The 24,793-nt window shown below is 61.7% G+C and carries 21 protein-coding genes; 3 read left to right on the top strand and 18 right to left on the bottom strand.

What is annotated here, in order from left to right; translation table 11 throughout:
• Positions 1-64: 64 nt before the first annotated feature.
• From phoR to FQ705_RS02645, 11 genes are all read right to left on the bottom strand, one after another.
• Positions 65-1,378: a phosphate regulon sensor histidine kinase PhoR gene (gene phoR, locus FQ705_RS02700; protein WP_144137913.1), complete on the bottom strand. Its 1,314-nt coding sequence runs from the start codon at positions 1,376-1,378 to the stop codon at positions 65-67.
• A gap of 120 nt (positions 1,379-1,498) precedes the next feature.
• The gene (gene phoB, locus FQ705_RS02695; protein WP_144137912.1) at positions 1,499-2,200 is read right to left on the bottom strand and encodes a phosphate regulon transcriptional regulator PhoB; all 702 of its coding nucleotides are present in this window, start codon (positions 2,198-2,200) and stop codon (positions 1,499-1,501) included.
• Between the two features lie 26 nt (positions 2,201-2,226).
• Positions 2,227-2,931: a phosphate signaling complex protein PhoU gene (gene phoU / locus FQ705_RS02690; RefSeq protein WP_144137911.1), complete on the bottom strand. Its 705-nt coding sequence runs from the start codon at positions 2,929-2,931 to the stop codon at positions 2,227-2,229.
• A gap of 28 nt (positions 2,932-2,959) precedes the next feature.
• Positions 2,960-3,808: a phosphate ABC transporter ATP-binding protein PstB gene (gene pstB / locus FQ705_RS02685; RefSeq protein WP_144137910.1), complete on the bottom strand. Its 849-nt coding sequence runs from the start codon at positions 3,806-3,808 to the stop codon at positions 2,960-2,962.
• Between the two features lie 17 nt (positions 3,809-3,825).
• Entirely contained in the window at positions 3,826-4,722 is an 897-nt protein-coding gene (gene pstA / locus FQ705_RS02680; protein WP_144137909.1) for a phosphate ABC transporter permease PstA, read from the bottom strand.
• Positions 4,719-5,720, bottom strand: a complete 1,002-nt coding sequence (gene pstC / locus FQ705_RS02675; protein WP_144137908.1) for a phosphate ABC transporter permease PstC — start codon at positions 5,718-5,720, stop codon at positions 4,719-4,721. The genes pstA and pstC overlap by 4 nt, the downstream gene beginning before the upstream one ends.
• 164 nt (positions 5,721-5,884) lie before the next feature.
• On the bottom strand, positions 5,885-6,916 hold the full coding sequence (gene pstS / locus FQ705_RS02670) for a phosphate ABC transporter substrate-binding protein PstS (RefSeq protein ID WP_144137907.1): 1,032 nt from the start codon (positions 6,914-6,916) through the stop codon (positions 5,885-5,887).
• A gap of 273 nt (positions 6,917-7,189) precedes the next feature.
• Positions 7,190-8,548 (bottom strand): phosphoglucosamine mutase, encoded by a 1,359-nt coding sequence (glmM, locus tag FQ705_RS02660; RefSeq protein ID WP_144137906.1) that lies wholly within the window; start codon positions 8,546-8,548, stop codon positions 7,190-7,192.
• A gap of 27 nt (positions 8,549-8,575) precedes the next feature.
• The gene (gene folP / locus FQ705_RS02655; RefSeq protein ID WP_144137905.1) at positions 8,576-9,487 is read right to left on the bottom strand and encodes a dihydropteroate synthase; all 912 of its coding nucleotides are present in this window, start codon (positions 9,485-9,487) and stop codon (positions 8,576-8,578) included.
• 71 nt (positions 9,488-9,558) lie between these two features.
• Positions 9,559-11,448, bottom strand: coding sequence for an ATP-dependent zinc metalloprotease FtsH (gene ftsH, locus FQ705_RS02650; RefSeq protein ID WP_144137904.1), 1,890 nt, complete (start codon positions 11,446-11,448; stop codon positions 9,559-9,561).
• Positions 11,449-11,636: 188 nt separating this feature from the next.
• On the bottom strand, positions 11,637-12,299 hold the full coding sequence (locus FQ705_RS02645) for an RlmE family RNA methyltransferase (protein ID WP_144137903.1): 663 nt from the start codon (positions 12,297-12,299) through the stop codon (positions 11,637-11,639).
• Positions 12,300-12,502: 203 nt separating this feature from the next.
• On the opposite strand from FQ705_RS02645, the gene FQ705_RS02640 reads away from it, so the two are divergent.
• Positions 12,503-13,033 (top strand): YhbY family RNA-binding protein, encoded by a 531-nt coding sequence (locus tag FQ705_RS02640; protein WP_144137902.1) that lies wholly within the window; start codon positions 12,503-12,505, stop codon positions 13,031-13,033.
• Positions 13,034-13,166: 133 nt separating this feature from the next.
• Here the strand turns inward: FQ705_RS02640 and FQ705_RS02635 are convergent, their stop codons facing one another.
• The 7 genes from FQ705_RS02635 to gloB form a co-directional block, all read right to left on the bottom strand.
• Complete coding sequence (locus tag FQ705_RS02635) at positions 13,167-13,676, bottom strand: DUF4149 domain-containing protein (RefSeq protein WP_144137901.1); 510 nt, start codon at positions 13,674-13,676, stop codon at positions 13,167-13,169.
• Positions 13,677-13,696: 20 nt separating this feature from the next.
• Entirely contained in the window at positions 13,697-14,173 is a 477-nt protein-coding gene (greA, locus tag FQ705_RS02630; protein WP_144137900.1) for a transcription elongation factor GreA, read from the bottom strand.
• Positions 14,174-14,325: 152 nt separating this feature from the next.
• Positions 14,326-17,580, bottom strand: a complete 3,255-nt coding sequence (carB, locus tag FQ705_RS02625; protein ID WP_144137899.1) for a carbamoyl-phosphate synthase large subunit — start codon at positions 17,578-17,580, stop codon at positions 14,326-14,328.
• 170 nt (positions 17,581-17,750) lie between these two features.
• Positions 17,751-18,905 (bottom strand): glutamine-hydrolyzing carbamoyl-phosphate synthase small subunit, encoded by a 1,155-nt coding sequence (carA, locus tag FQ705_RS02620; protein WP_144137898.1) that lies wholly within the window; start codon positions 18,903-18,905, stop codon positions 17,751-17,753.
• Positions 18,906-19,345: 440 nt separating this feature from the next.
• Positions 19,346-20,587, bottom strand: coding sequence for an MFS transporter (locus FQ705_RS02615; protein ID WP_144137897.1), 1,242 nt, complete (start codon positions 20,585-20,587; stop codon positions 19,346-19,348).
• A 200-nt stretch (positions 20,588-20,787) separates the two neighbouring features.
• Complete coding sequence (locus FQ705_RS02610) at positions 20,788-22,482, bottom strand: transglycosylase SLT domain-containing protein (RefSeq protein ID WP_144137896.1); 1,695 nt, start codon at positions 22,480-22,482, stop codon at positions 20,788-20,790.
• Positions 22,483-22,638: 156 nt separating this feature from the next.
• The gene (gloB, locus tag FQ705_RS02605; protein ID WP_144137895.1) at positions 22,639-23,430 is read right to left on the bottom strand and encodes a hydroxyacylglutathione hydrolase; all 792 of its coding nucleotides are present in this window, start codon (positions 23,428-23,430) and stop codon (positions 22,639-22,641) included.
• A gap of 19 nt (positions 23,431-23,449) precedes the next feature.
• Here gloB and FQ705_RS02600 point away from each other — a divergent pair, with 19 nt between their 5' ends.
• Positions 23,450-24,301, top strand: a complete 852-nt coding sequence (locus tag FQ705_RS02600) for a class I SAM-dependent methyltransferase (protein ID WP_144137894.1) — start codon at positions 23,450-23,452, stop codon at positions 24,299-24,301.
• The gene (rnhA, locus tag FQ705_RS02595; RefSeq protein ID WP_144137893.1) at positions 24,298-24,744 is read left to right on the top strand and encodes a ribonuclease HI; all 447 of its coding nucleotides are present in this window, start codon (positions 24,298-24,300) and stop codon (positions 24,742-24,744) included. Before FQ705_RS02600 ends, rnhA begins: the two co-directional genes overlap by 4 nt.
• Positions 24,745-24,793 lie beyond the last annotated feature (49 nt).

The following is a 24,793-nucleotide window of genomic DNA, read 5'->3' as shown; positions in this document are numbered from 1 at the left end:
TGCAGGTCATTGACCAACAGGGGGCTTTTTACAGAATCGCTACATCAAACCGCGCGCCTCGCCTTCAAACCGGCGCCGGCTGCCGCCGCGCCGTTCGATACACGGGAAAGCGCACGGTAAAGGTGCTGCCCCGCCCTTCTTCGCTCTTCACGTCGAGCTGGGCATCGTGCCGTTGCAGCACATGCTTGACGATGGCGAGGCCAAGGCCCGTCCCACCCGTGTCGCGCGAACGGCTGCGATCGACGCGATAGAAGCGCTCGGTGAGCCGCGGAATGTCGGCGGCCGGAATGCCCAGTCCGCTGTCCGTCACCGAGAACACCGCGTTGCCGCCCTGCGCATGCCAGTTCACCTTGATCGCACCGCCATCCGGCGTATAGCGGATCGCGTTGGTGACCAGATTGCCGAACGCGCTGAGAATTTCCGTTTCGACGCCCGTCACCGTGAGCCCTTCGTCGGTGTCGAAATGAATCCTGTGATGATGGCTGGACAGACTTTCCGCGTCGTCGCGCAGATGCCGCAAGACCGCGCGCATATCGATCATCTGATCGCTCGGCGGCTTGTTGTCGCCTTCGAGTTTCGCCAGCACGAGCAGATCGTTGACGATATGACGCATGCGCGACGCCTGCTGCTCCATCAGTTCGAGATAGCGCCCGCGCTCCGCTTCGCTCAGCGGCAGTTCGCGCATCGTCTCCAGAAAGCCGGACAGCACGGTGAGCGGCGTCTTCAGTTCGTGCGAAACGTTCGCCACGAAATCGCGCCGCATCGCGTCGGTGCGTTCGAGCTCGGTAATGTCTTGCGACAACACCAGCTTGCGATTCTCGCCATACGGAAACACCTGCACCGACAGCACGTTCTGGCGCTTCTCGCCCATGCCGCGCATGATCAGCATCTCTTCGTAGCGATGCGAATTCAGATAGCGGACGAAGTCGGGCTGACGCACCAGATGCGTGATGTGCTGACGCAAGTCGCGCTTCGCGTCGAGGCCGAAATGGATTTCGGAAATCGCGTTGCACCACTCGATCTGATCGTGATCGTCGAGCATCGCCACGCCATTGGGCGAGGCCTGGATAGCCTGAATGAAACGCGAATGCTGCTGTTCGACCTGGCGCACCTGGGCATGCCAGCGCTTCGCGAGCTTATGCAGACGGTAATAGATTTCGCCCCAGATGCCGGGTGCGCTCGGCACCTCGCCATACACGGGGGCGTCGAGCAAACGCCACAAACGTTGTTTATGAAACGTGCTGAAGAGGCTCTGCGCGAGCAGCATGACGATCGCGAGTACGAGCCCTGCCTTGACGTTCAGGAATGCGCCGACCAACACGCATAGAACAGCCAGCAGCACGACCGACACGATGGAGCGCGCCCAGATGATGTTCATGGTCTAGCGATCGAAGAGAGAAGCGTACGCGCCGAAAATGGAAATCGCCGCGCCCGGCGCGACGAAAAGTGACGTATCCAGCGTATCAACTGCAGGCGGCACACACGCCGCCTTCGTATCTCAGGCGCTCTTCGCGAGCCGGTAGCCGCTACCGCGTACCGTCTCAATCATAGCATCGCAGCCAGCGGGCTTAAGGGCCGCGCGCAGACGCTTGATGTGCACGTCTACCGTACGCTCTTCGACGAACACGTGATCGCCCCACACCTGATCGAGCAATTGCGTGCGGCTGTGCACGCGCTCCGGGTGCGTCATGAAAAAGTGCAGCAGACGGAATTCCGTCGGACCGAGATCGAGCTTGATCTCACTGCCTTCGGCATGCGCGGCCACGCGGTGCGTTGCCGGATCGAGCTTGAGGCCGTTGATCGCGACCACGTCTTCGGTCAACTGCGGCGCGCGGCGGCGCAACACCGCCTTGATGCGCGCCATCAACTCTTTCGGCGAAAACGGCTTGGTGACATAGTCGTCCGCGCCGATCTCGAGACCGAGCACCTTGTCCTGCTCATCGCCACGCGCGGTCAGCATGATGATCGGAATGTGCTTGGTGCGTTCGTTGCTGCGCAGATCGCGCGCGAACGCGATGCCCGATTTACCCGGCAACATCCAGTCGAGCAGCACGAGGTCGGGCAGTACGTCGCTGATCAGGTTTTGCGCCTGCTCCGCGTTGTACGCGCGAATCGGGCAGTGTCCGGCGTGTTGAAGATTGACCGAAATCAGTTCGGAAATGGCGGGCTCATCTTCAATGACGAGAATGCTGCTGGGCATCGGCACCTCTGGTCCTTATCTCTGGATTAACTGAGTGCTTCGCGTTCGAGCGCGTCGCGCGACTTGTGTCGCACATCGGTGCCCTTGACGATGTAGATGATGAATTCGGCGATGTTCTTCGCGTGGTCGCCGATCCGCTCGATCGCCTTGGCGATGAAGAGGAAATCGAGGCCCACCGAAATCGAACGCGGATCTTCGGTCATGTACGAAATCAGCTTGCGCACGAACGCGCGGAATTCCTCGTCGATGGCTTTGTCGTCGCGCACGATCTGCGCGGCGGCCACCGTATCGAGACGCGCGAACGCGTCGAGCGCGCGGCGCAGAATCGACACCGCCATTTCGCCCGACAGCTTGATCTCGGCGATATTGATGGTGCGCGAAGCGCCGTCTTCCATCAGACGCTTGGTACGCTTGGCGATTTTTTCGGCTTCGTCGCCGGCGCGCTCGAGATTCGTGATGGTCTTCGAAATCGCGATCAGCAGGCGCAGGTCACGCGCGGCCGGCTGACGGCGCGCGATGATGTTGCTGCACTCTTCGTCGATATCGACTTCCATCTTGTTCAGACGCTCTTCCGCGGCGATCACCTGCTCGGCGATGTCGAGATCGAACTCGTTGAGCGCGCGCATCGCATTGACGATCTGCGATTCGACGAGGCCGCCCATTTCGAGCACCTTCGAAGAAACCAGATTCAGATCGGCGTCGAACTGGCTGGACAGGTGTTTGTCGGACATGTCGTACTCCCTTGATTTGCTCGTCGGCTTAGCCGAAGCGGCCAGTGATGTAATCCTCGGTTTCCTTGCGGACCGGCTTGATGAAGATCTTTTCGGTGTCGCCGAATTCGATCAACTCACCGAGGTACATATAGGCAGTGTAGTCCGAACAGCGGGCCGCCTGTTGCATGTTGTGCGTGACGATCACCACCGTGTAATCGCTCTTCAGTTCAGCGATCAATTCCTCGATGCGGCCCGTCGAAATCGGGTCCAATGCCGAGCACGGTTCGTCGAGCAACAGCACTTCCGGACGGATCGCGATACCGCGCGCGATACACAGACGCTGCTGCTGACCACCGGACAAACCGTAGCCGCTCTGGCCGAGCTTGTCCTTCACTTCGTTCCACAGCGCGGCCTTGGTGAGCGCCCATTCGACGCGATCGTCCATTTCCGAGCGCGGCAGCGTCTCGAACATCTTCACGCCGAACGCGATGTTGTCGTAGATCGACATCGGGAACGGGGTTGGCTTCTGGAACACCATGCCGATCCGTGCGCGCAGCAGCGAGATATCGCGCTTGGAGGTCAGCAGGTTTTCGCCCTCCATCAGGATTTCGCCTTCGGCGCGCTGCTCCGGATAGAGCGCGTACATCTTGTTCAAAGTGCGCAACAAGGTGGACTTGCCGCAACCCGACGGGCCGATGAACGCGGTCACCTTGCCTTCGGGAATCTGCAGATTGATGTTCTTCAGCGCGTGATACTTGCCGTAGAAGAAGTTCAGGTCCTTGATCTCGATCTTCGGGCGCGACGACGACGGCGCCTGGCCGTTCTGGGACGGATCGAAACCAGCAGGTGCGGTAGGACGCACGGTCGGATTCAGTTGAGTTTCTGCCATATTCATCGGATTACACTCCGCCCTTACTTGTTCGAGAAGATCGTGCGCGCGAGGATATTCAATCCCAGCACCGCGAGCGTGATCAGGAAGACGCCGGCCCACGCGAGCGATTGCCACTGCGCAAACGGGCTCATCGCAAACTTGTAGATCGTGACCGGCAGGTTCGCGACCGGCTGGCCCATGTCCCACGAGAAGAATTGATTCGACAGCGCCGTGAACAGCAGCGGCGCGGTTTCGCCGGCAATCCGCGCGACGCCGAGCAGCACGCCGGTGACGATACCCGCAATGGATGCCTTGAGCGTGATCGACAGCACCATCTTCCACTTCGGCGTGCCGAGTGCGAAAGCCGCTTCACGCAGCGCGTTCGGCACCAGTTTCAGCATGTTTTCCGTGGTGCGGATCACGATCGGAATCTGCAGCAAGGCGAGCGCGAAGACGCCGGCCCAACCGCTGAAGTGACCCATCTTCGCCACCACCAGCGCGTAGACGAACAGGCCCACCACGATCGACGGCGCCGACAGCAGGATGTCGTTGATGAACCGCGTGAAGCTCGCAAGCCAGCCTTTCTGGCCGTATTCCGCGAGATAGACGCCCGCCAGAATACCGATCGGCGTGCCCACGAAGGTCGCGAGTCCAACCAGCATCAGACTGCCGACGATCGCGTTGGCGAGACCGCCGCCATCCGTGTTCGGCGGCGGCGTGGACTGCGTGAACAGCTCGACGGACAAGCCGCCGATACCGAGACGCAGCGTCGTATAGAGAATCCAGACGAGCCACAGCAAGCCGAAGGCCATCGCCAGCAGCGACATGGTCAGCGCAATGGCGTTCTTGAAGCGGCGGCGTCCTTGCAGACGCACGCGCATCGCTTCGAGCGCAGCCGCGTCGTTCGAACCCGGCATATTCAAAGTGGGCTGGCTCATTTCGCGCCCTCCGCTTTTTCCAGGCGAAGCAGCATGAACTTCGAGACTGCCAGCACGACGAAAGTAATCACGAACAGAATCAGGCCGAGCTCCATCAGCGCCGATGTATGCAGGCCCGGATCCGCTTCGGCGAATTCGTTGGCGAGCGCCGACGTGATGCTGTTACCCGGCGAAAACAGTGAGACGTTGTCGAGCAGGTTGGTGTTGCCGATCACGAAGGTGACGGCCATCGTCTCGCCGAGCGCGCGGCCGAGGCCGAGCATCACGCCGCCGATCACGCCGCTCTTCGTAAAGGGCAGCACGATCTTCCACATCACTTCCCACGTCGTGCAGCCGATGCCGTACGCCGACTCCTTCAGCAGGACCGGTGTCACTTCGAACACGTCGCGCATCACCGAGGCGATGTACGGAATGATCATGATCGCGAGAATCACGCCCGCGCACAGGATGCCGATGCCGATCGGCGCGCCCTGAAACAGCGCACCGACGAACGGAATGCCGCCGAGCACTGTGCCGAGCGGCTTTTCGAAATACGCCGCGAAAATCGGCGCGAACACCAGCAGGCCCCACATGCCGTACACGATCGACGGGATCGCGGCGAGCAGTTCGATGGCGATACCGAGCGGGCGACGCAGCCATGCCGGCGCGAGTTCGGTCAGGAAAAGCGCGATGCCGAAGCTGACGGGCACCGCGATGATGAGTGCAATGAGCGAAGTGGCGATCGTGCCGTAGATCGGCACCAAAGCGCCAAACTGTTTGCTGGGTGGATCCCAGTCGGAAGTCCACAGGAAGCTGAGACCGAATTGCCTGATCGACGGCATGGACGCGACGACCAGCGAAACGATGATGCCGCCGAGCAGCAACAGGGTGATGATCGCGGCAAGGCGCGCGAGACCGCCGAAGATCACGTCGCCGGCGCGGCTGGGCGCCTTCTGTTGCGACGCGCTGCCGGGCGGGGTCGACCGCGAAGCGCCAGACGCTAGTTGGATGTCGGACATGAGAGCCTGATGGACCTGGTTCCAGTTGCCGTCGACACTTGTCGAGCGGCGGTAGTGCCGGTGAATGCTGGCTTATTGCTGGCTTATTGCTGGCTAATGCCATTGGCCGTCCTCACACGAGGACGGCCAATGTGTTACATGAAGCTTGTAACGTGTCGCTTCGCTTACTCGGCGATTGCCTTGCCCGAAGCGTCCTTCACCTTCGACTTCCACTGCGTGCGGATTTCAGCCGTCACCGATTCCGGCAGCGAGATGTAGTCCAGATCGTTTGCAGCCTGGGTGCCGTTCTTGAACGCCCAGTCGAAGAACTTCAGTGCTTCCGCGCCTTGCGCCGGCTTGTCCTGCGCCGTGTGCAGCAGCACGAAGGTTGCGCCGACGATCGGCCATGCGTCCTTGCCCGGCTCGTTCGTCAGGATCTGGTAGAACGACTTCGACCAGTCAGCACCCGCTGCCGCTGCCTTGAACGTTTCCGTCTTCGGCTCGACCACGGCACCCGTCGAATTCTTCAGGCTGACGTACGTCATGTGGTTTTGCTTGGCGTACGCCCATTCCACATAACCGATTGCGCCCGGCAGACGTTGCACGAAAGCGGCGACGCCGTCGTTGCCCTTGCCGCCCGTACCCGTCGGCCACGAGACCGTTGCGCCTTCACCGACCTTCGCCTTCCAGTCCGGGTTGACCTTCGACAGGTAGTTCGTCCAGATGAACGTGGTGCCCGAACCGTCGGCGCGGCGAACCACGGCGATGTCGGTATCCGGCAGCTTGATCTTCGGGTTCAACGCGGCGATTGCCGGGTCGTTCCACTTCTTGATCTTGCCCAGGTAGATGTCGCCGAGCACTTCACCCGACAGCGTCAATTCGCCAGCCTTCACGCCCGGCACGTTGATCGCGGGAACCACACCGCCGACCACCGTCGGGAACTGGAACAGACCTGCCTTCGCGAGTTCGTCGTCCTTCAGCGGCGCGTCCGAACCGGCGAAATCGACCGTCTTCGCTTCGATCTGCTTGATACCACCCGACGAGCCGATACCTTGATAGTTGACCTTGCCGCCGCCCGACTTCTGATAGGCGTCAGCCCACTTCGTATAAATCGGTGCTGCAAAGGTGCTGCCCGCGCCAGTGATGTCTGCGGCTTGCGCGGAGATCGCGAAAAGCGCGCCAGCGACGCCAGCGAACACGGTGTGCATCAATTTCATGAGACTCTCCAAGGTGTGAGCGGTGTGAGCGGATAACACGAACACCGCGAAGCTTAGGGTCTCTTTGTGACAGTAACGTGACTTACCGTGAAACGGATGTGACAGTGAGATTACTAAGGTGAAAGGCGTTGCGACGGGGAAATAACTGTTTGCACGACGTTGCAGGCGTCGTTCTACAGATTAGACGAAAAAGACGGGGCGCGAACGTTTGCGCTTCTGGATAGAGAAACGGCGGGGGCGGCGTTGCACCTGCTCCCGCCGTGAACAGGCGTGTTAGGCCGTAGCCTGCTTGACTGCCGCCGCGATCGATTCCGCATGATGCAGCGCGTCGTCGACTTTTTCCGCCTCGACCATCACGCGCAGCACCGGCTCCGTGCCGGACGCGCGAATCAGCACGCGGCCGCGGCCCTTCAGGGCATCTTCGGCCTTGGCGATCGCGCGACGGATCACGTCGCTGCTCTTCCAGTCGGCGTCGGGCTTCATGCGCACGTTGATGAGCTTTTGCGGGAACAGCGTGACGCCGTCGAGCAGTTCCGCGAGCGACTTGTCGCTGCGCTGCATGGCGGCGAGCACGAGCAGTGCGGACACGATGCCGTCGCCCGTCGAATGGCGGTCAAGGGAGAGAATATGGCCGGAGCCTTCTGCGCCCAATTGCCAACCGTGCTCGCGCAATTGCTCGAGCACATAGCGGTCGCCGACCGCCGCGCGCACGAACTTCACGCCCACTTCCTGAAGCGCGACTTCGACTGCCATGTTGGTCATCAAGGTGCCGACCGCGCCCGGCACCTTGCCGTCGGTCGCCATGCGGTCCTTGACGAGGATGTACAGCAATTCGTCGCCGTTATAGAGCCGCCCTGCCGCATCCACCACCTGCAGACGGTCGGCGTCGCCGTCGAGCGCGATGCCGAGGTCCGCGTGATTCGCGCGCACCGCGCGCACCAGCGCATCCGGCGCGGTGGCGCCGACACCGTCGTTGATATTGAAGCCGTTCGGCGCAACGCCGATCGGAATCACATCCGCGCCGAGTTCATGGAACACGTGCGGTGCGACGTCGTACGCGGCGCCATGCGCGCAGTCGACCACCAGCTTCAGGCCGCGTAAGTCGAACGCGGCCGGGAACGTGCTTTTGCAAAACTCGATGTAGCGGCCGGCTGCGTCGTCCAGACGGCGTGCCTTGCCAAGCTGCTCGGAAGCGGCGCAAGCGAGCGGCTGGTCGAGCTGCTCTTCGATCTGCGATTCCACTTCGTCGGGCAACTTGTTGCCGTCGGCGGAGAAGAACTTGATGCCGTTGTCGTAATAAGGATTGTGCGACGCGCTGATCACGACGCCCGCGGCAAGCCGCAGCGCGCGCGTGAGGTAGGCGATACCGGGCGTCGGCATCGGACCGGCCAGCATCACGTCGACGCCTGCCGCGGAAAAGCCCGCTTCGAGCGCGGCTTCGAGCATGTAGCCCGAGACCCGCGTGTCTTTACCGATCAGCACCGTGGGCCGCGCGCCCGTTTTGGCCCAGCGGTCGCCGCCGGCGAGCACTTTGCCCGCCGCATAACCTAGTCGCAATACAAACTCCGGCGTAATTGGCCCTTCGCCGACTTTGCCTCGAATCCCGTCCGTTCCGAAATAACGACGTGCCATGTTTTATCTTCCTCCTTGGCTTTGGGTTCAACCGCGCGCGCGACGTTGATCCGCCGCGTCGCGCATGGCTGCCCATACTTTCAATGCATCTACTGTTTGTGCGACGTCGTGCACGCGCAAAATCGCCGCGCCCCGCTCCGCGGCGCACACCGCCGCGGCGATACTGCCCGCCACGCGCTCCGGCGCCGGACGCCCGACCACCGCGCCGATCATCGACTTGCGCGACATGCCGGCGAGAATCGGATACGGCGGCTCGGCTTGCGGCGCCGTGTCCAGCAATTGCGCGAGCAACTCGTAATTATGTTCGACGACGGCTTTGCCGAAGCCGAAACCTGGGTCGACGCTGATACGCGCACGCGCGATACCTGCGGCCTTGAGCGCGGCTACGCGCTCTTCGAGAAATTCTCTGACTTCAGCCACCACCTCATCATAGACGGGCTCGCCGAGCTGCATGGTCTGCGGTTCGCCGAGCATATGCATCACACATAGTCCGCATTCGCTGTCGCGCACGGCGTCGATTGCGCCGGGCATGCGAAAGCCCCAGATGTCGTTGATCAGATCGGCGCCCGCGGCCAACGTGTGACGCATGACTTCAGGCTTGTACGTATCGATCGATAGCGGGACGTTCGCGCCGCGCAACTGCTCGACAAGGGGAATCACGCGGTCCAGTTCCTCGTCGAGCGGCACCGGCGGCGCGCCGGGACGAGTCGACTCGCCTCCGATATCGATGATGTCGGCGCCATCGAGCAACATGCGCTCGGCCTGGCGCAACGCTTCAGCGCGCAGGGTGTATTGGCCACCATCGGAAAAGGAGTCGGGCGTGACGTTCAGAATGCCCATCACCAACGGGCGCTCGAAACTCAGCTTGAAGCGGCCGCATTGCAGCGGCTCGGGCACGGCAGGATAAGAGAAATCGACTTTCGACACGTAGCGGTACATCAACCAAAGCGGATAAATGCAAAACGGGCCGGTGTGAAACACACCGGCCCGCACTTTCTACTGATGAGTCATCAAGCCGGCGCGGTCGCGCTGCCCGGCTTCACTTCGGTGCCCGGGCTGCCGCCCGACGAAGCGTCGCTAGCCGACGGCGACGAGGTCTTCGGCGAACGCGGCGGACGGCCGGCCATGATGTCGTTGATCTGATCGGCGTCGATCGTTTCCCACTCCATCAGTGCGGCGGTCATCGCTTCGACCTTGTCGCGGTTTTCATCCAGCAGGCGCTTGGCGAGGTTGTACTGCTCGTCCAGCACGCGACGGATTTCCGCGTCGACCTTCTGCTGCGTCGCTTCCGAAATGGTGCGCGTGAAACCGCGGCCAAACGGCGTGGCGTCGTTTTCGTCGTCGACGTAGACCATCGGCCCGAGCGCGTCCGTCATACCGAAGCGAGCCACCATGGCGCGCGCGGTTTGCGTGGCCTTGTTGAAGTCGTCCGATGCGCCGGTGCTGATCAGGTTAAGAAACAGCTCTTCCGCGACACGGCCACCAAACAGGATCGCGAGACGATCGAGCAGGTAGTCCTTCGAATACGTTTCGTTGTCATGCTCCGGCAACTGCCAGGTGACGCCCAACGCACGGCCGCGCGGAATGATCGTGACCTTGTGCACCGGATCGGCCTTCGGCAACAGCTTGGCGATCACCGCGTGGCCCGACTCGTGGTACGCCGTAGCACGCTTCGATTCCTCGCGGATCACGGCCGACTTGCGCTCCGGACCCATGAAGATCTTGTCCTTCGCGTCTTCGAAATCGTTCATTTCGACGATGCGCTTGCCGCGGCGAGCCGCAAACAACGCCGCTTCGTTCACGAGGTTCGCGAGGTCGGCACCCGAGAAGCCCGGCGTGCCGCGTGCGATCACCGCTGCGTCGACGTCGTTCGAAATCGGCACCTTGCGCAGGTGAACCTTCATGATGTGTTCGCGGCCGCGGATGTCCGGCAGACCCACATACACCTGACGGTCGAAACGACCCGGACGCAACAGCGCCTTGTCGAGCACGTCCGAACGGTTCGTTGCAGCGATCACGATCACGCCTGAGTTCGCTTCGAAACCGTCCATCTCGACCAGCATCTGGTTCAAGGTCTGTTCGCGTTCGTCGTTACCACCGCCCATACCGGCGCCACGATGACGACCGACCGCGTCGATTTCGTCGATGAACACGATGCACGGTGCGTGCTTCTTGGCCTGTTCGAACATGTCGCGCACACGTGCTGCGCCGACACCGACGAACATTTCCACGAAGTCCGAACCCGAGATGCTGAAGAACGGCACTTTCGCTTCGCCGGCAATGGCCCGCGCCAGCAGCGTCTTACCGGTTCCCGGTGGGCCGACCAGCAACACGCCGCGCGGAATTCGACCGCCCAGCTTCTGGAATTTCTGTGGATCGCGCAGGAAGTCGACGAGTTCGGAGACTTCCTCCTTGGCCTCGTCGCAACCGGCGACGTCGGTGAAATTGATTGCGTTGTTGTTTTCGTCGATCAGACGTGCACGGGATTTACCGAACGAGAACGCACCGCCTTTCCCGCCTCCCTGCATCTGTCGCATCATGTAGAACCAGAACCCGATGATCAGGATCGTGGGTCCGAGGTAGTACAGCGCGGACACCAGCGCATTCGGTTCGTCGTCAGCCTTGCCGCTCACCTGAACGCCGTACTTCATCAGATCGCCGACCATCCAGATGTCGCCGGGCGACACGATCTGGTATTTCTGGCCGTCTGCTGGAGTGACCGTGAGGTTGCGCCCCTGGACAATGACGTTCTTGACTTTGCCGGCTTTCGCGTCGTCCATGAACTGCGAATAGGAAACGCCTTCCTGGACACGGGGCTTGTCGAACTGCTTGAACACCGTAAACAGCACCAGTGCGATAACCAGCCACACTGCTGCTTTCGAAAACATATTGTTGTTCAAAGCACCACTCCTTCACTTAGACGGGCGCCTACATTTGCCTTGCGGCACCACGAAAGCATTCTAATCCAGTCCGCAGACCCCTGCCATAACGAATCACTACCACAGAAATAGCGTAGCGAACCATCGCAGCGCCCATTTCGACGCCATCAGTCCATTAACGGCAGATGCGGTACCTTCCTGCAGCGCTCCTAGACGGAACGCTTGAGATGCTTACCCAAAATAAACGTTTCCGACGACTTGTCCCGCGACGCCTTCGGCTTGCGGGCCGCGACCACCTTGAACTGGCGCTTGAACTTTTCGACAATCTGGCTGTAACCACTGCCGTGAAAGCATTTGACTAAAAGGGCACCATCCGGTTTCAGGTGATTTTGCGAAAATTCCATCGCGAGATCGCACAAATGCTCGATCCGCGCGGCATCCGCCACCGCCACCCCCGACAGGTTGGGCGCCATATCCGAAATTACAAGGTCGACCTGTCGCTCTCCCACCAATTCTTCTAGCTGGTGCACGACCGCGTCTTCGCGGAAGTCGCCCTGAATGAAGTGGACATCGGCGATCGGCTCCATCGGCAGCATATCCAGCGCGATGATCGTGCCGTCGATCCCGCCCGCCCGTTCAGCGTCGCGTTGCGAGCCCTTTGCGAGCTTGTTGCGGGCGTACTGACTCCAGCTGCCCGGCACCGAGCCCAGATCGACGATCACCTGCCCCGGGCGGATCAGCTTGTCCTGCTCATCGATTTCCTTCAGCTTGTAGGCAGCACGGGCGCGATAGCCCTCCCGCTGCGCCATTTTCACGTAGGGATCGTTGATGTGGTCATGCAGCCACGCGGTATTGAATTTGTTTTTTGCCATTAATCTTTGAACTCTTGCTGCGTCATGTCGCGCTTTAGCGGATAATACGCGGTTAATTCGCGCGGCCGCCGCCAAAAACTGGCGATCATCCGCGATTCTGTTGTTCTGACGCGCCGCTCTGTCGAATCGATCCGTTTGCGCCCATCAAGTGGGCTGGAACGGGTACGCAGATGCCGCCATTTTAGTCGAGTCTCCCACTTTCCATGCCCGCTCTCAAAGTCTCTTCCGACCAACGCGCCGAATTGCGCTCCCAGGCACATGCGCTCAAACCGGTCGTGCTCGTCGGCGCCGAAGGCTTGACCGACGCTGTGCTCACCGAGATCAAGGTCCACCTTGGCGCTCACCAGCTGATCAAAATCCGCGTGTTCGGCGACGAACGCGAGGAACGCATCGCTATCTACGAAGAAATCTGCGACAAGCTGAGCGCTGCGCCGATCCAGCACATCGGCAAGCTGCTGGTGATCTGGAAGCCGGAAGGCGCCGTACAACCGGCGGTGAAGGCCAAGCGCGGCGCCCTGCCGAGCGCCCGTGAAGCTGCTGTCGAAGCCAAGCCGGGCAAGGGTCGCGCACCGCGTGTGGTGACCGTGGTCAAGCCCAGCGAAATTCCGATGCGCAAGCCGAAGGCCAAGGCGGTCGTGGTGCGCGGCAATGAACGCGTCACGCAAGGCGGCAACATCAAGCGCGCCAAGAAGCGCCAGACCAGTGCGAAGCGTTCGCACCAGTCGTCGAAGTAAGCGAGCGGTGAGAGGTGCGGGCCATGTCCCGCACCTTGGCCTGGACCGGCAAGCGAAGATCTCAGAACTCGGCGAGTGCTTGAAAACCGCGTGAGAGAAACTGCTGGGTCAGCTTGCTAGCCCAAGCCAAAGCTCAGCCCGTCACATTCCCCGCCCTACTGCGAGCACCCTGCTCTGCCGTTGCGCTCACGGCGCCCGCGGGCAGCTTCCACACGAGCGCCACGCCCAGCAGGCTTTCGATCAGATAGAACAAACTCGATACGCCGTGCAGGATGCCAAAGCGCGTCGCATAAACCGAGTGCCCGACATCGCTGCCAGCTTCGAGCGCGGCAACGCGCATTGCATTCATAAACGGCTGTAAAGCGAAATAACCCACCAGCACGCACACCAGCATGCCGGCGATCAGCCAGCGCAACCGACGATAAGCCTCGCCACCACGGCGAACCAGCAGATTGGCGAGACCCAGCAGCAAAATACCGCACACCGCGCCCAGCACACCTTCGATGCGAAACAGTTGCGCCGCCACCGCGCCCGCCGAAACACGGTCGAGCGATGTAAACAGTACGGGCGCAACCGCATAGCCGATAGTCAGCAGACTACCGACCCACACCACCGTCAATAGACGGAAAAATCGATGCGGCATCTGGGACACCGGCGCCGTCTTCAAACGTAGCTTACCGCGATGATTTCGTATTCGCGCACGCCGCCCGGTGCTTGCACCGAGGCCACGTCACCTTCGGACTTGCCGATCAACGCGCGCGCGATCGGCGAGCTGATCGAGATCAAACCGTGGTCGATATCCGCTTCGTCGTCGCCGACGATCTGGTACTTGACCGGCGCACCCGACTCCAGGTCTTCCAACTCAACCGTCGCGCCGAACACCACGCGGCCATCGGCTTCTACCTTGGACGGGTCGATCACTTGCGCGCCGGCCAGCTTCGATTCGATTTCGGCAATACGGCCTTCGACAAAACCCTGCTTTTCCTTCGCCGCGTCGTATTCCGCATTTTCCGACAGATCGCCTTGAGCACGCGCTTCTGCGATCGAATTGATCACGGAGGGACGCTCAACCGATTTCAGGCGCTGCAATTCATCGCGCAACATTTCCGCGCCGCGCTTCGTCAATGGAACAGTGCTCATAAACAACTCTATGCAAAAAAACAGCCGTAAAAAAAATCACCGCGGTTAAGTGCATTCCGTAGGAGCCGGCGCCGCGGGCAAAACCCGGGCCACAGCACCTGCGGAACGCCGCTTAACCGCGGCACTTACATCTTGGACAGGTATTCGAAGCCTTAGTTTAGGCGAGCATGCAGCCCTTGTAAATCATAGACTTCGAGGTCCTTCAAATAGCGCAAACCTTCCACGGCGGCCCGCGCGCCGGACATGGTCGTGTAGTACGTGACCTTGTTCGCCTGTGCGCTCATACGGATCGAACGCGAATCGGCGATCGCTGCGCGCGTTTCGTCGACGGTGGTGAAGACCAGCGCGATTTCGCCGTTCTTGATCATGTCGACGATGTGCGGACGGCCGTCTTTCACCTTGTTGACGACCTTGACCGGCACGCCCGCCGCTTCGATCGCGGCAGCCGTGCCCTTGGTGGCGACGATCGGGTAGCCGAGTTCGTGCAGCATGCGCGCGACTTCGACGGCCTTCGGCTTGTCGGCGTCCATCACGGTCAGCAGCACCGTGCCGGATTCCGGCAGACGCGAACCCGCAGCCAACTGCGACTTGAAGAGCGCTTCGCCGAAGGTCATGCCCACGCCCATCACTTCACCGGTCGAACGCATTTCCGGTCCGAGCACCGGATCGACTGCCGGGAACTTAACGAACGGGAACACGGCTTCCTTCACGCTGAAGTACGGCGGAATGATTTCCTTCGTCACGCCTTGCGAGGCGAGCGTCTGGCCGACCATCGCACGCGCCGCGATTTTCGCGAGCGGCAGGCTGGTCGCCTTCGACACGTACGGCACCGTCCGCGAGGCACGCGGGTTCACTTCCAGCACGTAGATGACGTCTTCTTTCGAGCCATCGGCCTGCGGCACTTGCTGGATCGCGAACTGCACGTTCATCAGGCCGATCACGTTCAGCGCCTTCGCCATCGCGCCGGTCTGACGCTTCAGCTCGGCAATGGTTTCCTGCGACAGCGAGTACGGCGGCAGCGAGCAAGCCGAGTCGCCGGAATGCACGCCGGCCTGTTCGATGTGCTCCATCACGCCGCCGATAAACACGGCTTCGCCATCCGAAATGCAATCCACGTCGCATTCGATCGCATCGTTCAGGAAGCGGTCGAGCAGCACCGGCGAATCGTGCGACACCTTCACGGCCTCGCGCATGTAGCGCTCGAGGTCGCGCGGCTCGTGGACGATTTCCATCGCGCGTCCACCCAGCACGTACGACGGGCGCACCACCAGCGGATAGCCGATTTCGTCGGCGAGCTTGAGTGCTTCGTCTTCGGCGCGTGCAGTGCGGTTCGGCGGCTGACGCAGACCGAGGTCCTGCAGCAGCTTCTGGAAACGCTCACGGTCTTCGGCAGCGTCGATCATGTCCGGCGAGGTGCCGACGATCGGCACACCGTTCGCTTCGAGATCGAGCGCGAGCTTCAGCGGCGTCTGGCCGCCGTATTGCACGATCACGCCAACCGGCTTTTCCTTGTCGACGATTTCGAGCACGTCTTCGAGCGTCAGCGATTCGAAATACAGACGGTCGGACGTGTCGTAGTCGGTCGAGACGGTTTCAGGGTTGCAGTTGACCATGATCGTTTCGTAGCCGTCTTCGCGCATGGCGAGCGCGGCGTGCACGCAGCAATAGTCGAACTCGATACCCTGGCCGATCCGGTTCGGGCCGCCGCCCAGCACCATGATCTTCTTGTTGTTGGTCGGGTTCGCTTCGCACTCTTCCTCGTAGGTCGAGTACATGTAGGCGGTTTTCGTCGCGAACTCGGCCGCGCAGGTGTCGACGCGCTTGTAGACCGGGCGCACGTTCAACTCGATACGGCGCGCGCGCACTTCCATCGGCTTCGCGCCGAGCAGCTTGGCCAGACGACGATCCGAGAAACCGCTTTGCTTCAGGTACTTCAGTTCTTCCTTCGAGAGGCTCGCGAGCGTGCGGCCTGCCAGCGCCTTTTCCTTCAGGACGATCTGTTCGATCTGCGCGAGGAACCACGGATCGATCGAGGTCTCTTCGAAAATCTCTTCGGCCGTCATGCCGACGCGGAATGCATCGCCCACGTACCAGATGCGATCCGGACCGGCTTCGCCGATCTCGCGGATGATCTCGTCGCGGCTTTCGGTCTTTTCATCCAGACCGTCGACGCCGACTTCCAGACCGCGCAGCGCTTTCTGGAACGATTCCTGGAAGGTGCGGCCAATCGCCATCACTTCGCCGACCGACTTCATCTGCGTGGTCAGGCGCGCATCGGCTTCGCGGAATTTCTCGAACGCGAAACGCGGAATCTTGGTGACGACGTAGTCGATCGTCGGTTCGAACGACGCCGGCGTCTGGCCGCCGGTGATTTCGTTCTTCAGTTCGTCGAGCGAGTAGCCGACTGCGAGCTTCGCCGCGATCTTGGCGATCGGGAAACCCGTTGCCTTCGAGGCCAATGCCGACGAACGCGACACGCGCGGATTCATTTCGATCACGACCATCCGGCCATCTTTCGGATTGATCGAAAACTGCACGTTCGAGCCGCCCGTGTCCACGCCGATTTCGCGCAGCACGGCGAGCGATGCGTTGCGCAGGATCTGGTATTCCTTGTCGGTGAGCGTTTGCGCCGGCGCGACGGTGATCGAGTCGCCGGTGTGAATGCCCATCGGGTCCAGGTTTTCGATCGAGCAGACGATGATGCAGTTGTCCTGCTTGTCGCGGACCACTTCCATCTCATACTCTTTCCAGCCGAGCAGCGATTCTTCGATCAGCAGTTCGCGCGTAGGCGAGAGATCGAGACCGCGCTTGCAGATCTCTTCGAACTCGTCGCGGTTATACGCGATGCCGCCGCCGGAGCCGCCCAGCGTGAACGACGGACGGATCACGACCGGATAGCCGCCGCTGCCCGTCAGTGCAGCGATTTCCGCCTGCACCTGCAACGCCTCTTCCATCGAATGCGCCGTGCCCGACTTGGCCGAACCGAGACCGATTTTGGTCATCGCGTCCTTGAACTTCTGACGATCTTCCGCCTTGTCGATGGCTTCCGGCGACGCGCCGATCAGCTCGACCTTGTACTTTTCCAGCACGCCGTGCGCGTGGAGGTCCAGCGCGCAGTTCAGCGCGGTCTGGCCGCCCATCGTCGGCAGGATCGCGTCCGGGCGCTCCTTGGCGATGATGCGCTCCACCACTTCCCAGGTGATCGGCTCGATGTAGGTGACGTCGGCCGTGTTCGGGTCGGTCATGATCGTCGCCGGATTGCTGTTGACGAGGATGACCTTGTAGCCTTCCTCACGCAGCGCCTTGCATGCCTGCGCGCCCGAGTAATCGAACTCGCACGCCTGGCCGATGATGATCGGACCCGCGCCGATAATGAGAATGCTCTTGATGTCTGTCCGCTTGGGCATAACGCTCTCGCTAAATATTCCTGTGTTCTTTCCGTTGGCGCGCGTCGTTGCTACGTTGCGCGCGCTCCGCTGTGTGCGGTTCGCTTCGCGTACTTCTCTCGCGCTGCGAACCGCGCGCCGCCGGGGCGCATCACATGCTCTGCCTGCTTTTGCTGACGCTTATGCTGCCTTTATGCCGCCGCGCTCTTGCCGGCCTTCTTCGCGTCCATCAACGCCGTGAAGCGGTCGAACAGATAGGCGATGTCGTGCGGGCCGGGCGACGCTTCCGGGTGTCCCTGGAAGCAGAACGCCGGCTTGTCGGTCAGCGCGAAGCCTTGCAGCGTGCCGTCGAACAGCGACACGTGCGTGGCACGCGCATTGGCCGGCAACGTATCGGCGTCGACCGCAAAACCGTGGTTCTGCGACGTGATGACCACGCGGCCGTCGTCGAGATCCTTCACTGGATGGTTTGCACCGTGGTGGCCGGTCTTCATCTTCATGGTCTTCGCGCCAACCGCGAGGCCCATGATCTGATGGCCGAGGCAGATGCCGAACGTGGGGATGCCGCGCTCGATAAGTTCCTTGGTCGCCGCGATCGCGTAATCGCACGGTTCCGGGTCGCCGGGACCGTTCGACAGGAACACGCCGTCCGGGTCGAGCGCGAGCGCGTCGGCCGCGGTGGCTTGCGCCGGCAGCACGGTCACGTGGCAACCGCGCTCGGCCAGCATGCGCAGAATGTTGTACTTGACGCCGTAATCAAACGCGACGACGCGATACTTCGGCGCGTTCTGCGTGCCGTAGCCGCTGCCCAGACGCCATTCGGTCTGGGTCCATTCGTAGGCTTCGTTCGTCGACACGACCTTCGCGAGGTCCATGCCGGCGAGGCCCGGGAACGAGCGCGCGAGTTCGATGGCTTTGGCTTCGTCGTCGGAACCGGCGAGGATCGCACCGTTTTGCGCACCCTTGTCGCGCAGCACGCGGGTCAGCATACGGGTGTCGAGACCGGCGATGGCGACCACGCCTTCGTCCTTGAGGTATTGCGGGAGCGTGCGCTCCATGCGGAAGTTCGACGCGAGAACCGGCAGATCGCGAATGATCAGGCCGGCGGCATGGACTTTCGTGGCTTCGACGTCTTCGGCATTCACGCCGACGTTGCCGATATGCGGATACGTGAGGGTCACGATCTGGCGCGCGTAGCTCGGGTCAGTCAGGATTTCCTGATAGCCGGTGATAGCGGTGTTGAACACAACTTCGCCGATGGTATGCCCGGGGGCGCCGATCGAGTAACCACGAAAGACCGTGCCGTCGGCGAGCGCGAGCAGAGCGGGAGAAAATGACGGCAACACGGGAGACTCCTTGGGGGAACACCCTGTTGCCGACCTGTCTATCCGACTGCGAGCCGCAGCGGAACGCATCCATGGGATGCACGCGCAGACTCGCTCGCGAACTGCCGATGACGTTGCAAGGGGCGCGATGGGTCCATTGTGTGGACGGATCGGCTGGGTGCAGGGCCCTTCTTGCTACGCCAGTGGCGCGCGGCGGATGAACGGTATGGGAGAGGTAGGCGCTAGGGTGCGGGTTGATAAGCTCAAACCTTGAAATTATAGCGCGAAACACCCCTTCCCTCCAAATCCGAGATGGCGAACCGGCTAGCGCCGACGCCTCCCTGAGTCAATCAAAGCCTTGCTGCGCCTGGCTTTCAAGCCGGCTGACAAAATTTACCCGGCGCGAATCGGGATAACGCCGGTCAATATGACATGGCCGGCGAACGCTAGCGCGACGGGGTTCAGGCTTCCTGCCGCTCGGGGGCGTCGACCGGCCGGCGCGCCTTCCGGTCAGGCCACACGAACCAGATCGCGCTCGCTATCTGCAGCACGATGAGAATGCCCCATGCGGTCAGATGCGCGGTAACCGGATAGTGGCCGCCACTGGCCGGCCAATGCGACAGCACCGCGCCGACGCCAATCTGGAAACCGAAAATCAGCAAGAAGATGATCAGATTCAGCGTGGTGTTGACGCGACCGGTCATCTGCGGCGGAAAATGCCGCGCCATCACCGCATAGATCAGGATGCCCGTGCCGCCGAACGCGCCGTACGCGGCCCACAGCAAACCGGCCGGCAGCGGCGCCTTGAACACGATCAGGAGTTGCGTCAGCACGAACAGCGCCATGCCGATACCGCAAAAGGCCTGCAACGGGACGCCGCGTCGCTCGAGACTGCGCGCCGCCGCGCCGAAGCCGACGCAGCCGGCCATCATCGCGAAACCGAGGATCGACACCAGCACCGCCGCCTCGCGCGGCTCGAAGGCCTGCACGTCACGCAGCCAGGCGCCGACCCACAGCGATTGCATCGCGTAGAAAACGCCCTGCGTGACCACCGAGAACGACGCAATCTTCCAGAATGCCGCGCTGCCCAGGATGTGCAGCGTGCCTTTGAACTGCGTGCGGATACTCGCCTGCTGGTGGGTTTGCTTCGTGTCCGGCGCGAGCGTCCACAGCGCCAGCGCCACCAGCACCGTCATCACGCCCAATCCGACACAAACCGTGCGCCAACTGGCGAAACCCAACACCCACGTGAGCGGCGAGCCGACCATCACGCCGCCCAGACCGCCGACCGCCATCACGAGCCCGTTCATCAACGGCAGACGCGCGGCGGCGAAGTGTTGCGCCAGCGCCTTGAATGCGCCACCCAGGCAAACCGAGACGCCCATGCCGATCAGCAGGCGTCCCACCATCATCATGCCGAGGCTGTGCGCCGCACCGAATATCCAGATCCCGAGCGCGGCAAAAAGCAAGGTACCCGCCGTGACCCGCCGTGCGCCGAAATGATCCAGCAACACGCCGGCTGGAATCTGCGCGCCCGCGAAACCAAGGAAATACAGACTGGTCAGCACGCCGAGGTTAGCCGCCGACAAACCGAGATCGTGCGTAATGAACGGCGCGAAACCGAGGTTGACGCCGCGAAACACGTAGGAAACGAAATAGCCCGCGGAAAAGAGCAGAAAGACGCGCAGTTGGGTAGACGACATAAACGTGAGTGAGAAACAGCTGGTTCAGTCAAAGGACGAACGATAAAGCAAATGTGCCCGCTTCACCGAAATCGTCTGCGCAATGAAAAACGCCGTCACCACAGGTGACGGCGTTGAAAAAGCACGGTGCGTGATCGGAGCGCAATCCACGCGCTGCCCCCGCAACGCATGTGGTCACTACCGTGAGAGCCGCTATTGGTCTATTTACCCTTCTTCGCGCTGGCCGCGGTCTTCGGGCGGCTCTCTGCCGCAGCCTTCGACGCCTTGCTGGGCGTGGAAACCGACACCTTCGTCACTTTGCCCTTGGTAGCGGCGGACGCTGTCGGCTTGCTGACCTTTCCTACCGGCTCGGATACTTTCACGACGCCCGAACGGCCACGACCCTTCTTCTTATCGTAGCGCGAATCGCTGCGTGTGTCTGCGACACGGGTGCCGATCTTCTCGACGCCGCCGGCCTGTACATCGGTGGCGATGCGCTCGGGACCCGGCTCGCTCGGCATGGCTTTGCCGACCGGAACGTGCAGCACGATCACCTGACCGCGTGAGACGCTATCGCGATGCGTGCGATTCCATCCCTTCACCTGACCGACTGAAACGCCGTAACGCAAAGCGATCGCTGCCATCGACTGGTTGCGGCGCACGCGGATCAGCATCTTGCGTGTGTCGGGGACGTCCGGCTCCATGGCCAGCACCGCGGTTTCAGCGACGTCGGCGCTGATGTCTTCGTCGTCGTCCGAGCCGCGCGGCACCACGATGGTAGAGCCCGGTTTCAAACGCATGCCGACCGGAATCTTGTTGACTTCCATCAGCGTGTCGGCATCGACACCGATTTTTTGCGCGATCGCCGCCGGCGCTGCGCGCTCGGTCACCGTGTACGTGGTCCACGACGACAGCGCGCCGGAGTATGCCTTCAGATTGCGCTCGAAGGCGCTGGCGTTGTCGAACGGCAGCAGGATTTGCGGCTGCGTGGCGCCGAGGATCACCGGCTTCCTGAACGACGGGTTCAGCGAACGGAACTCGTCGGTGGAAAGGTTCGCGAGCTTGGCGGCCATGTCCACGTCAATGTCGTGCGAGGTGGTCACCGTCACGAAATACGGGTGGTTCGGAATCGACGGCAGCGTGAGCCCGTACATTTGCGGGTTCATCACGATGTTCTTGACCGCCTGCAGCTTCGGCACGTAATTGCGCGTCTCGTTCGGCATGCGCAGGCTGAGGTAGTCGGTAGGCAGGCCAGCCGCTTCGTTGCGGGCGATCGCGCGCTGCACGTTGCCCTCACCCCAGTTGTACGCGGCGAGCGCAAGCTGCCAGTCGCCGAACATGTCATGCAGACGCGAGAGGTAATCGAGCGCGGCGCTGGTCGAAGCCAGTACGTCGCGGCGCTCGTCCTGCCACATGTTCTGCTTGAGGTTGTAGGTGCGGCCCGTGCCCGGCATGAACTGCCACATGCCGGCGGCCTTCGCCACCGACAACGCCTGCGGGCTATACGCCGATTCGATGAACGGCAGCAGCGCGAGCTCGGTCGGCATGTGACGTGCCTCAAGCTCTTCGACGATGTGATACAGGTATTTTTGCGAGCGCTCGGTCATGCGCTGCACGTAGTCGGGACGCTGCGCGTACCAGTTGACCTGCATGTCGACCAGATCGGTCTGCAGGTCGGGCATCTGGAAACCACGGCGAATACGGCCCCACAGATCGGCGTCGGCGCTCGTCAATTGATCGACCGAGCCCTGGTCGACGTTGATCGTCTCTTTGGCGCTGGCTGTCTTGCGAAGGGCGTCGGCTACGGCTTGCTGGCTGGCGGGATTTGTTGCGGAGGTAGAACTATTCGTCGCTGGTCCCTGACTCGCACACGCGGCGAGTGTCAGGACCAACAACGCACTAAAGATAAATCTCATGAACGTCTCGGCTTCCACAAGGGCTGGAATTTGCAGCCGATAGTACGAAACGGCAACGTTTACGTCAATCGGAAAATTACGAAAAAATCAAGCAAATCTTGGGCTTGGCGAATTTTTCCGATTTTTAGCGTGAGGAACACCCTCACGCGAGGCGGGTCATCGGAAGCGATTTTTCCATTCGCGCATCAGCGTAAATGCCGTCAATCGATCGGGCACTTTTTCATGCAACTGCTCTTGCAAGGCCGCCTGAACCCCCGGCACGTCGGCGCGCAAAAACGGGTTTACGGCGCGTTCGTGGGCGATGGTGGTCGGCAAAGTCGGCACGTTGCGGGACCGCAAGTCGGCCGCTTTGTCACGCCAGGCTTGCAGTTCGGCGTTGTCTGGCTCGCAGGCGAGCGCGAAGCGGATATTCGACAGCGTGTACTCGTGCGCGCAATGGACTTCGGTCGCGCCGGGCAACGCGGCGAGTGCGTCGAGCGAGGCGAGCATCTGCCTGGGCGTACCTTCGAAGAGCCGTCCGCAGCCACAGGCGAACAGCGTATCGCCGCAAAAGACGTGCGGTGTGCCGTTTGGATCGGCCGCCTGGAAATAGGCGATGTGACCACTCGTGTGACCCGGCACGTCGAGCACGCTCAGTTCGAGCGCCGGCGCCGCAATCGACACGCGATCGCCATTTTCAAGACGCTGCGTGAGATGCTCGATCGCTTCACCGGCGGGGCCGTAGACGGGCACCGCCTGGCCATTCAGCAGATCGGCCACCCCACCGACGTGGTCTTGATGATGGTGCGTGAGTAAAATAGCGCTCAGCCGCCAACCCCGTTTCGCCAGATAGGCGCGAACGGGCGCGGCCTCACCCGGATCGACGACGACCGCGTGGTGACCGTCGGAAACGACCCAGATGTAATTGTCATCAAACGCCGGGACCGGTACGTACTCGAGCGCATTCATAGGCGACGCATTCTTTGATATGACTGACCGAGCGATTATAGACTGGCCCGCCTGGACCGATTCGCCACCCGGCCGCTACGTGCTCGAATGGGAGCAAACCCAACTCGACCGTGTAGTGTCCGACGTGTTCGGCTACCATGCGCTGCAACTCGGCCTGCCGCAACTCGACGCGCTGCGCGAAAACCGCATGCCGTGCCGCGGCCTCGTGCTCGATGCTGCGAGCGGCGCGAGCGCGCCCTACACGTTCCCGCGCGGCGCGAAGCGCGTAGGCAACGGCCTGCTTCATGGCGCGGCACTGGGCGGCGGTGCCGATCTGTCGGCGCCGGGCGGCCGCAGTGCGGTATGGTGCGATCTGCTCGACTTGCCGTTCGAAGCGCAGAGCGTCGATCTGATCGTGATGCCGCACACGCTCGAATTCACCAGCGACCCGCATCGGCTGTTGCGCGAAGCCGAGCGCGTGTTGATGCCCGAAGGCCAGCTGATCATTCTCGGCTTCAACTCATTGTCTCTATGGGGCGCGCGGCAATCGGTCGGCAAGATGACCGGCCGCCCGTTCGTGCCGGCTGCCGTCGACCTGATCGCTTTCACGCGCCTGAAGGACTGGATCAAACTGCTGGGCTTCGACCTTGAACGCGGACGCTTCGGCTGCTATCGTCCGCCGCTTGGCAGCGATCAATGGCTGTCCCGCTATGAATTCATGGAAGCCGCCGGCGACCGCTGGTGGCCGATTTTCGGCGCCACTTACATGATCAAGGCGATCAAGCGCGTGCGCGGCATGCACCTCGTCGGCCCGCTGAAAGTGAAGAAACCCGTCCTCGCCGCGGGCCTCGCGCCCGCCGCCACACCGAATACACGCAACCACACTCAATGACTTCCGATCTCATCGATATTTATACCGACGGCGCCTGCAAAGGCAATCCTGGACCCGGCGGCTGGGGCGCGTTGCTGCGCTTCGGCGATCAGGAAAAAGAACTGTTCGGCGGCGAAGCCAACACCACGAACAACCGCATGGAACTGATGGGCGTGATTGGCGCGCTCGAAGCGCTCAAGCGTCCGTGCAAAGCGGTCGTTCACACCGACTCGCAGTATGTGCAAAAAGGCATCAGCGAGTGGATTCACGGCTGGAAGAAGAAAGGCTGGATCACCGCCGCCAAACAACCGGTGAAGAACGCCGATCTCTGGAAACGGCTCGACGCGCTCGTCGCGCAACACGAGATCGAATGGCGCTGGGTACGCGGGCACAACGGCCATCCGGAAAACGAGCGCGCGGATCAACTGGCCAATCGGGGCGTCGCGTCGCTCACGCAAGTTTGATCGCGAGCACGCCTTCGTCACGCGCCCTACTCGCGCTTTTTCCGTTGCA

This window comes from Paraburkholderia sp. BCC1884, assembly GCF_900996225.1.
Lineage (GTDB): Bacteria > Pseudomonadota > Gammaproteobacteria > Burkholderiales > Burkholderiaceae > Paraburkholderia.
Note: the sequence above shows the minus strand (reverse complement) of the source record. Positions and strands in the feature narration are given on the sequence as shown.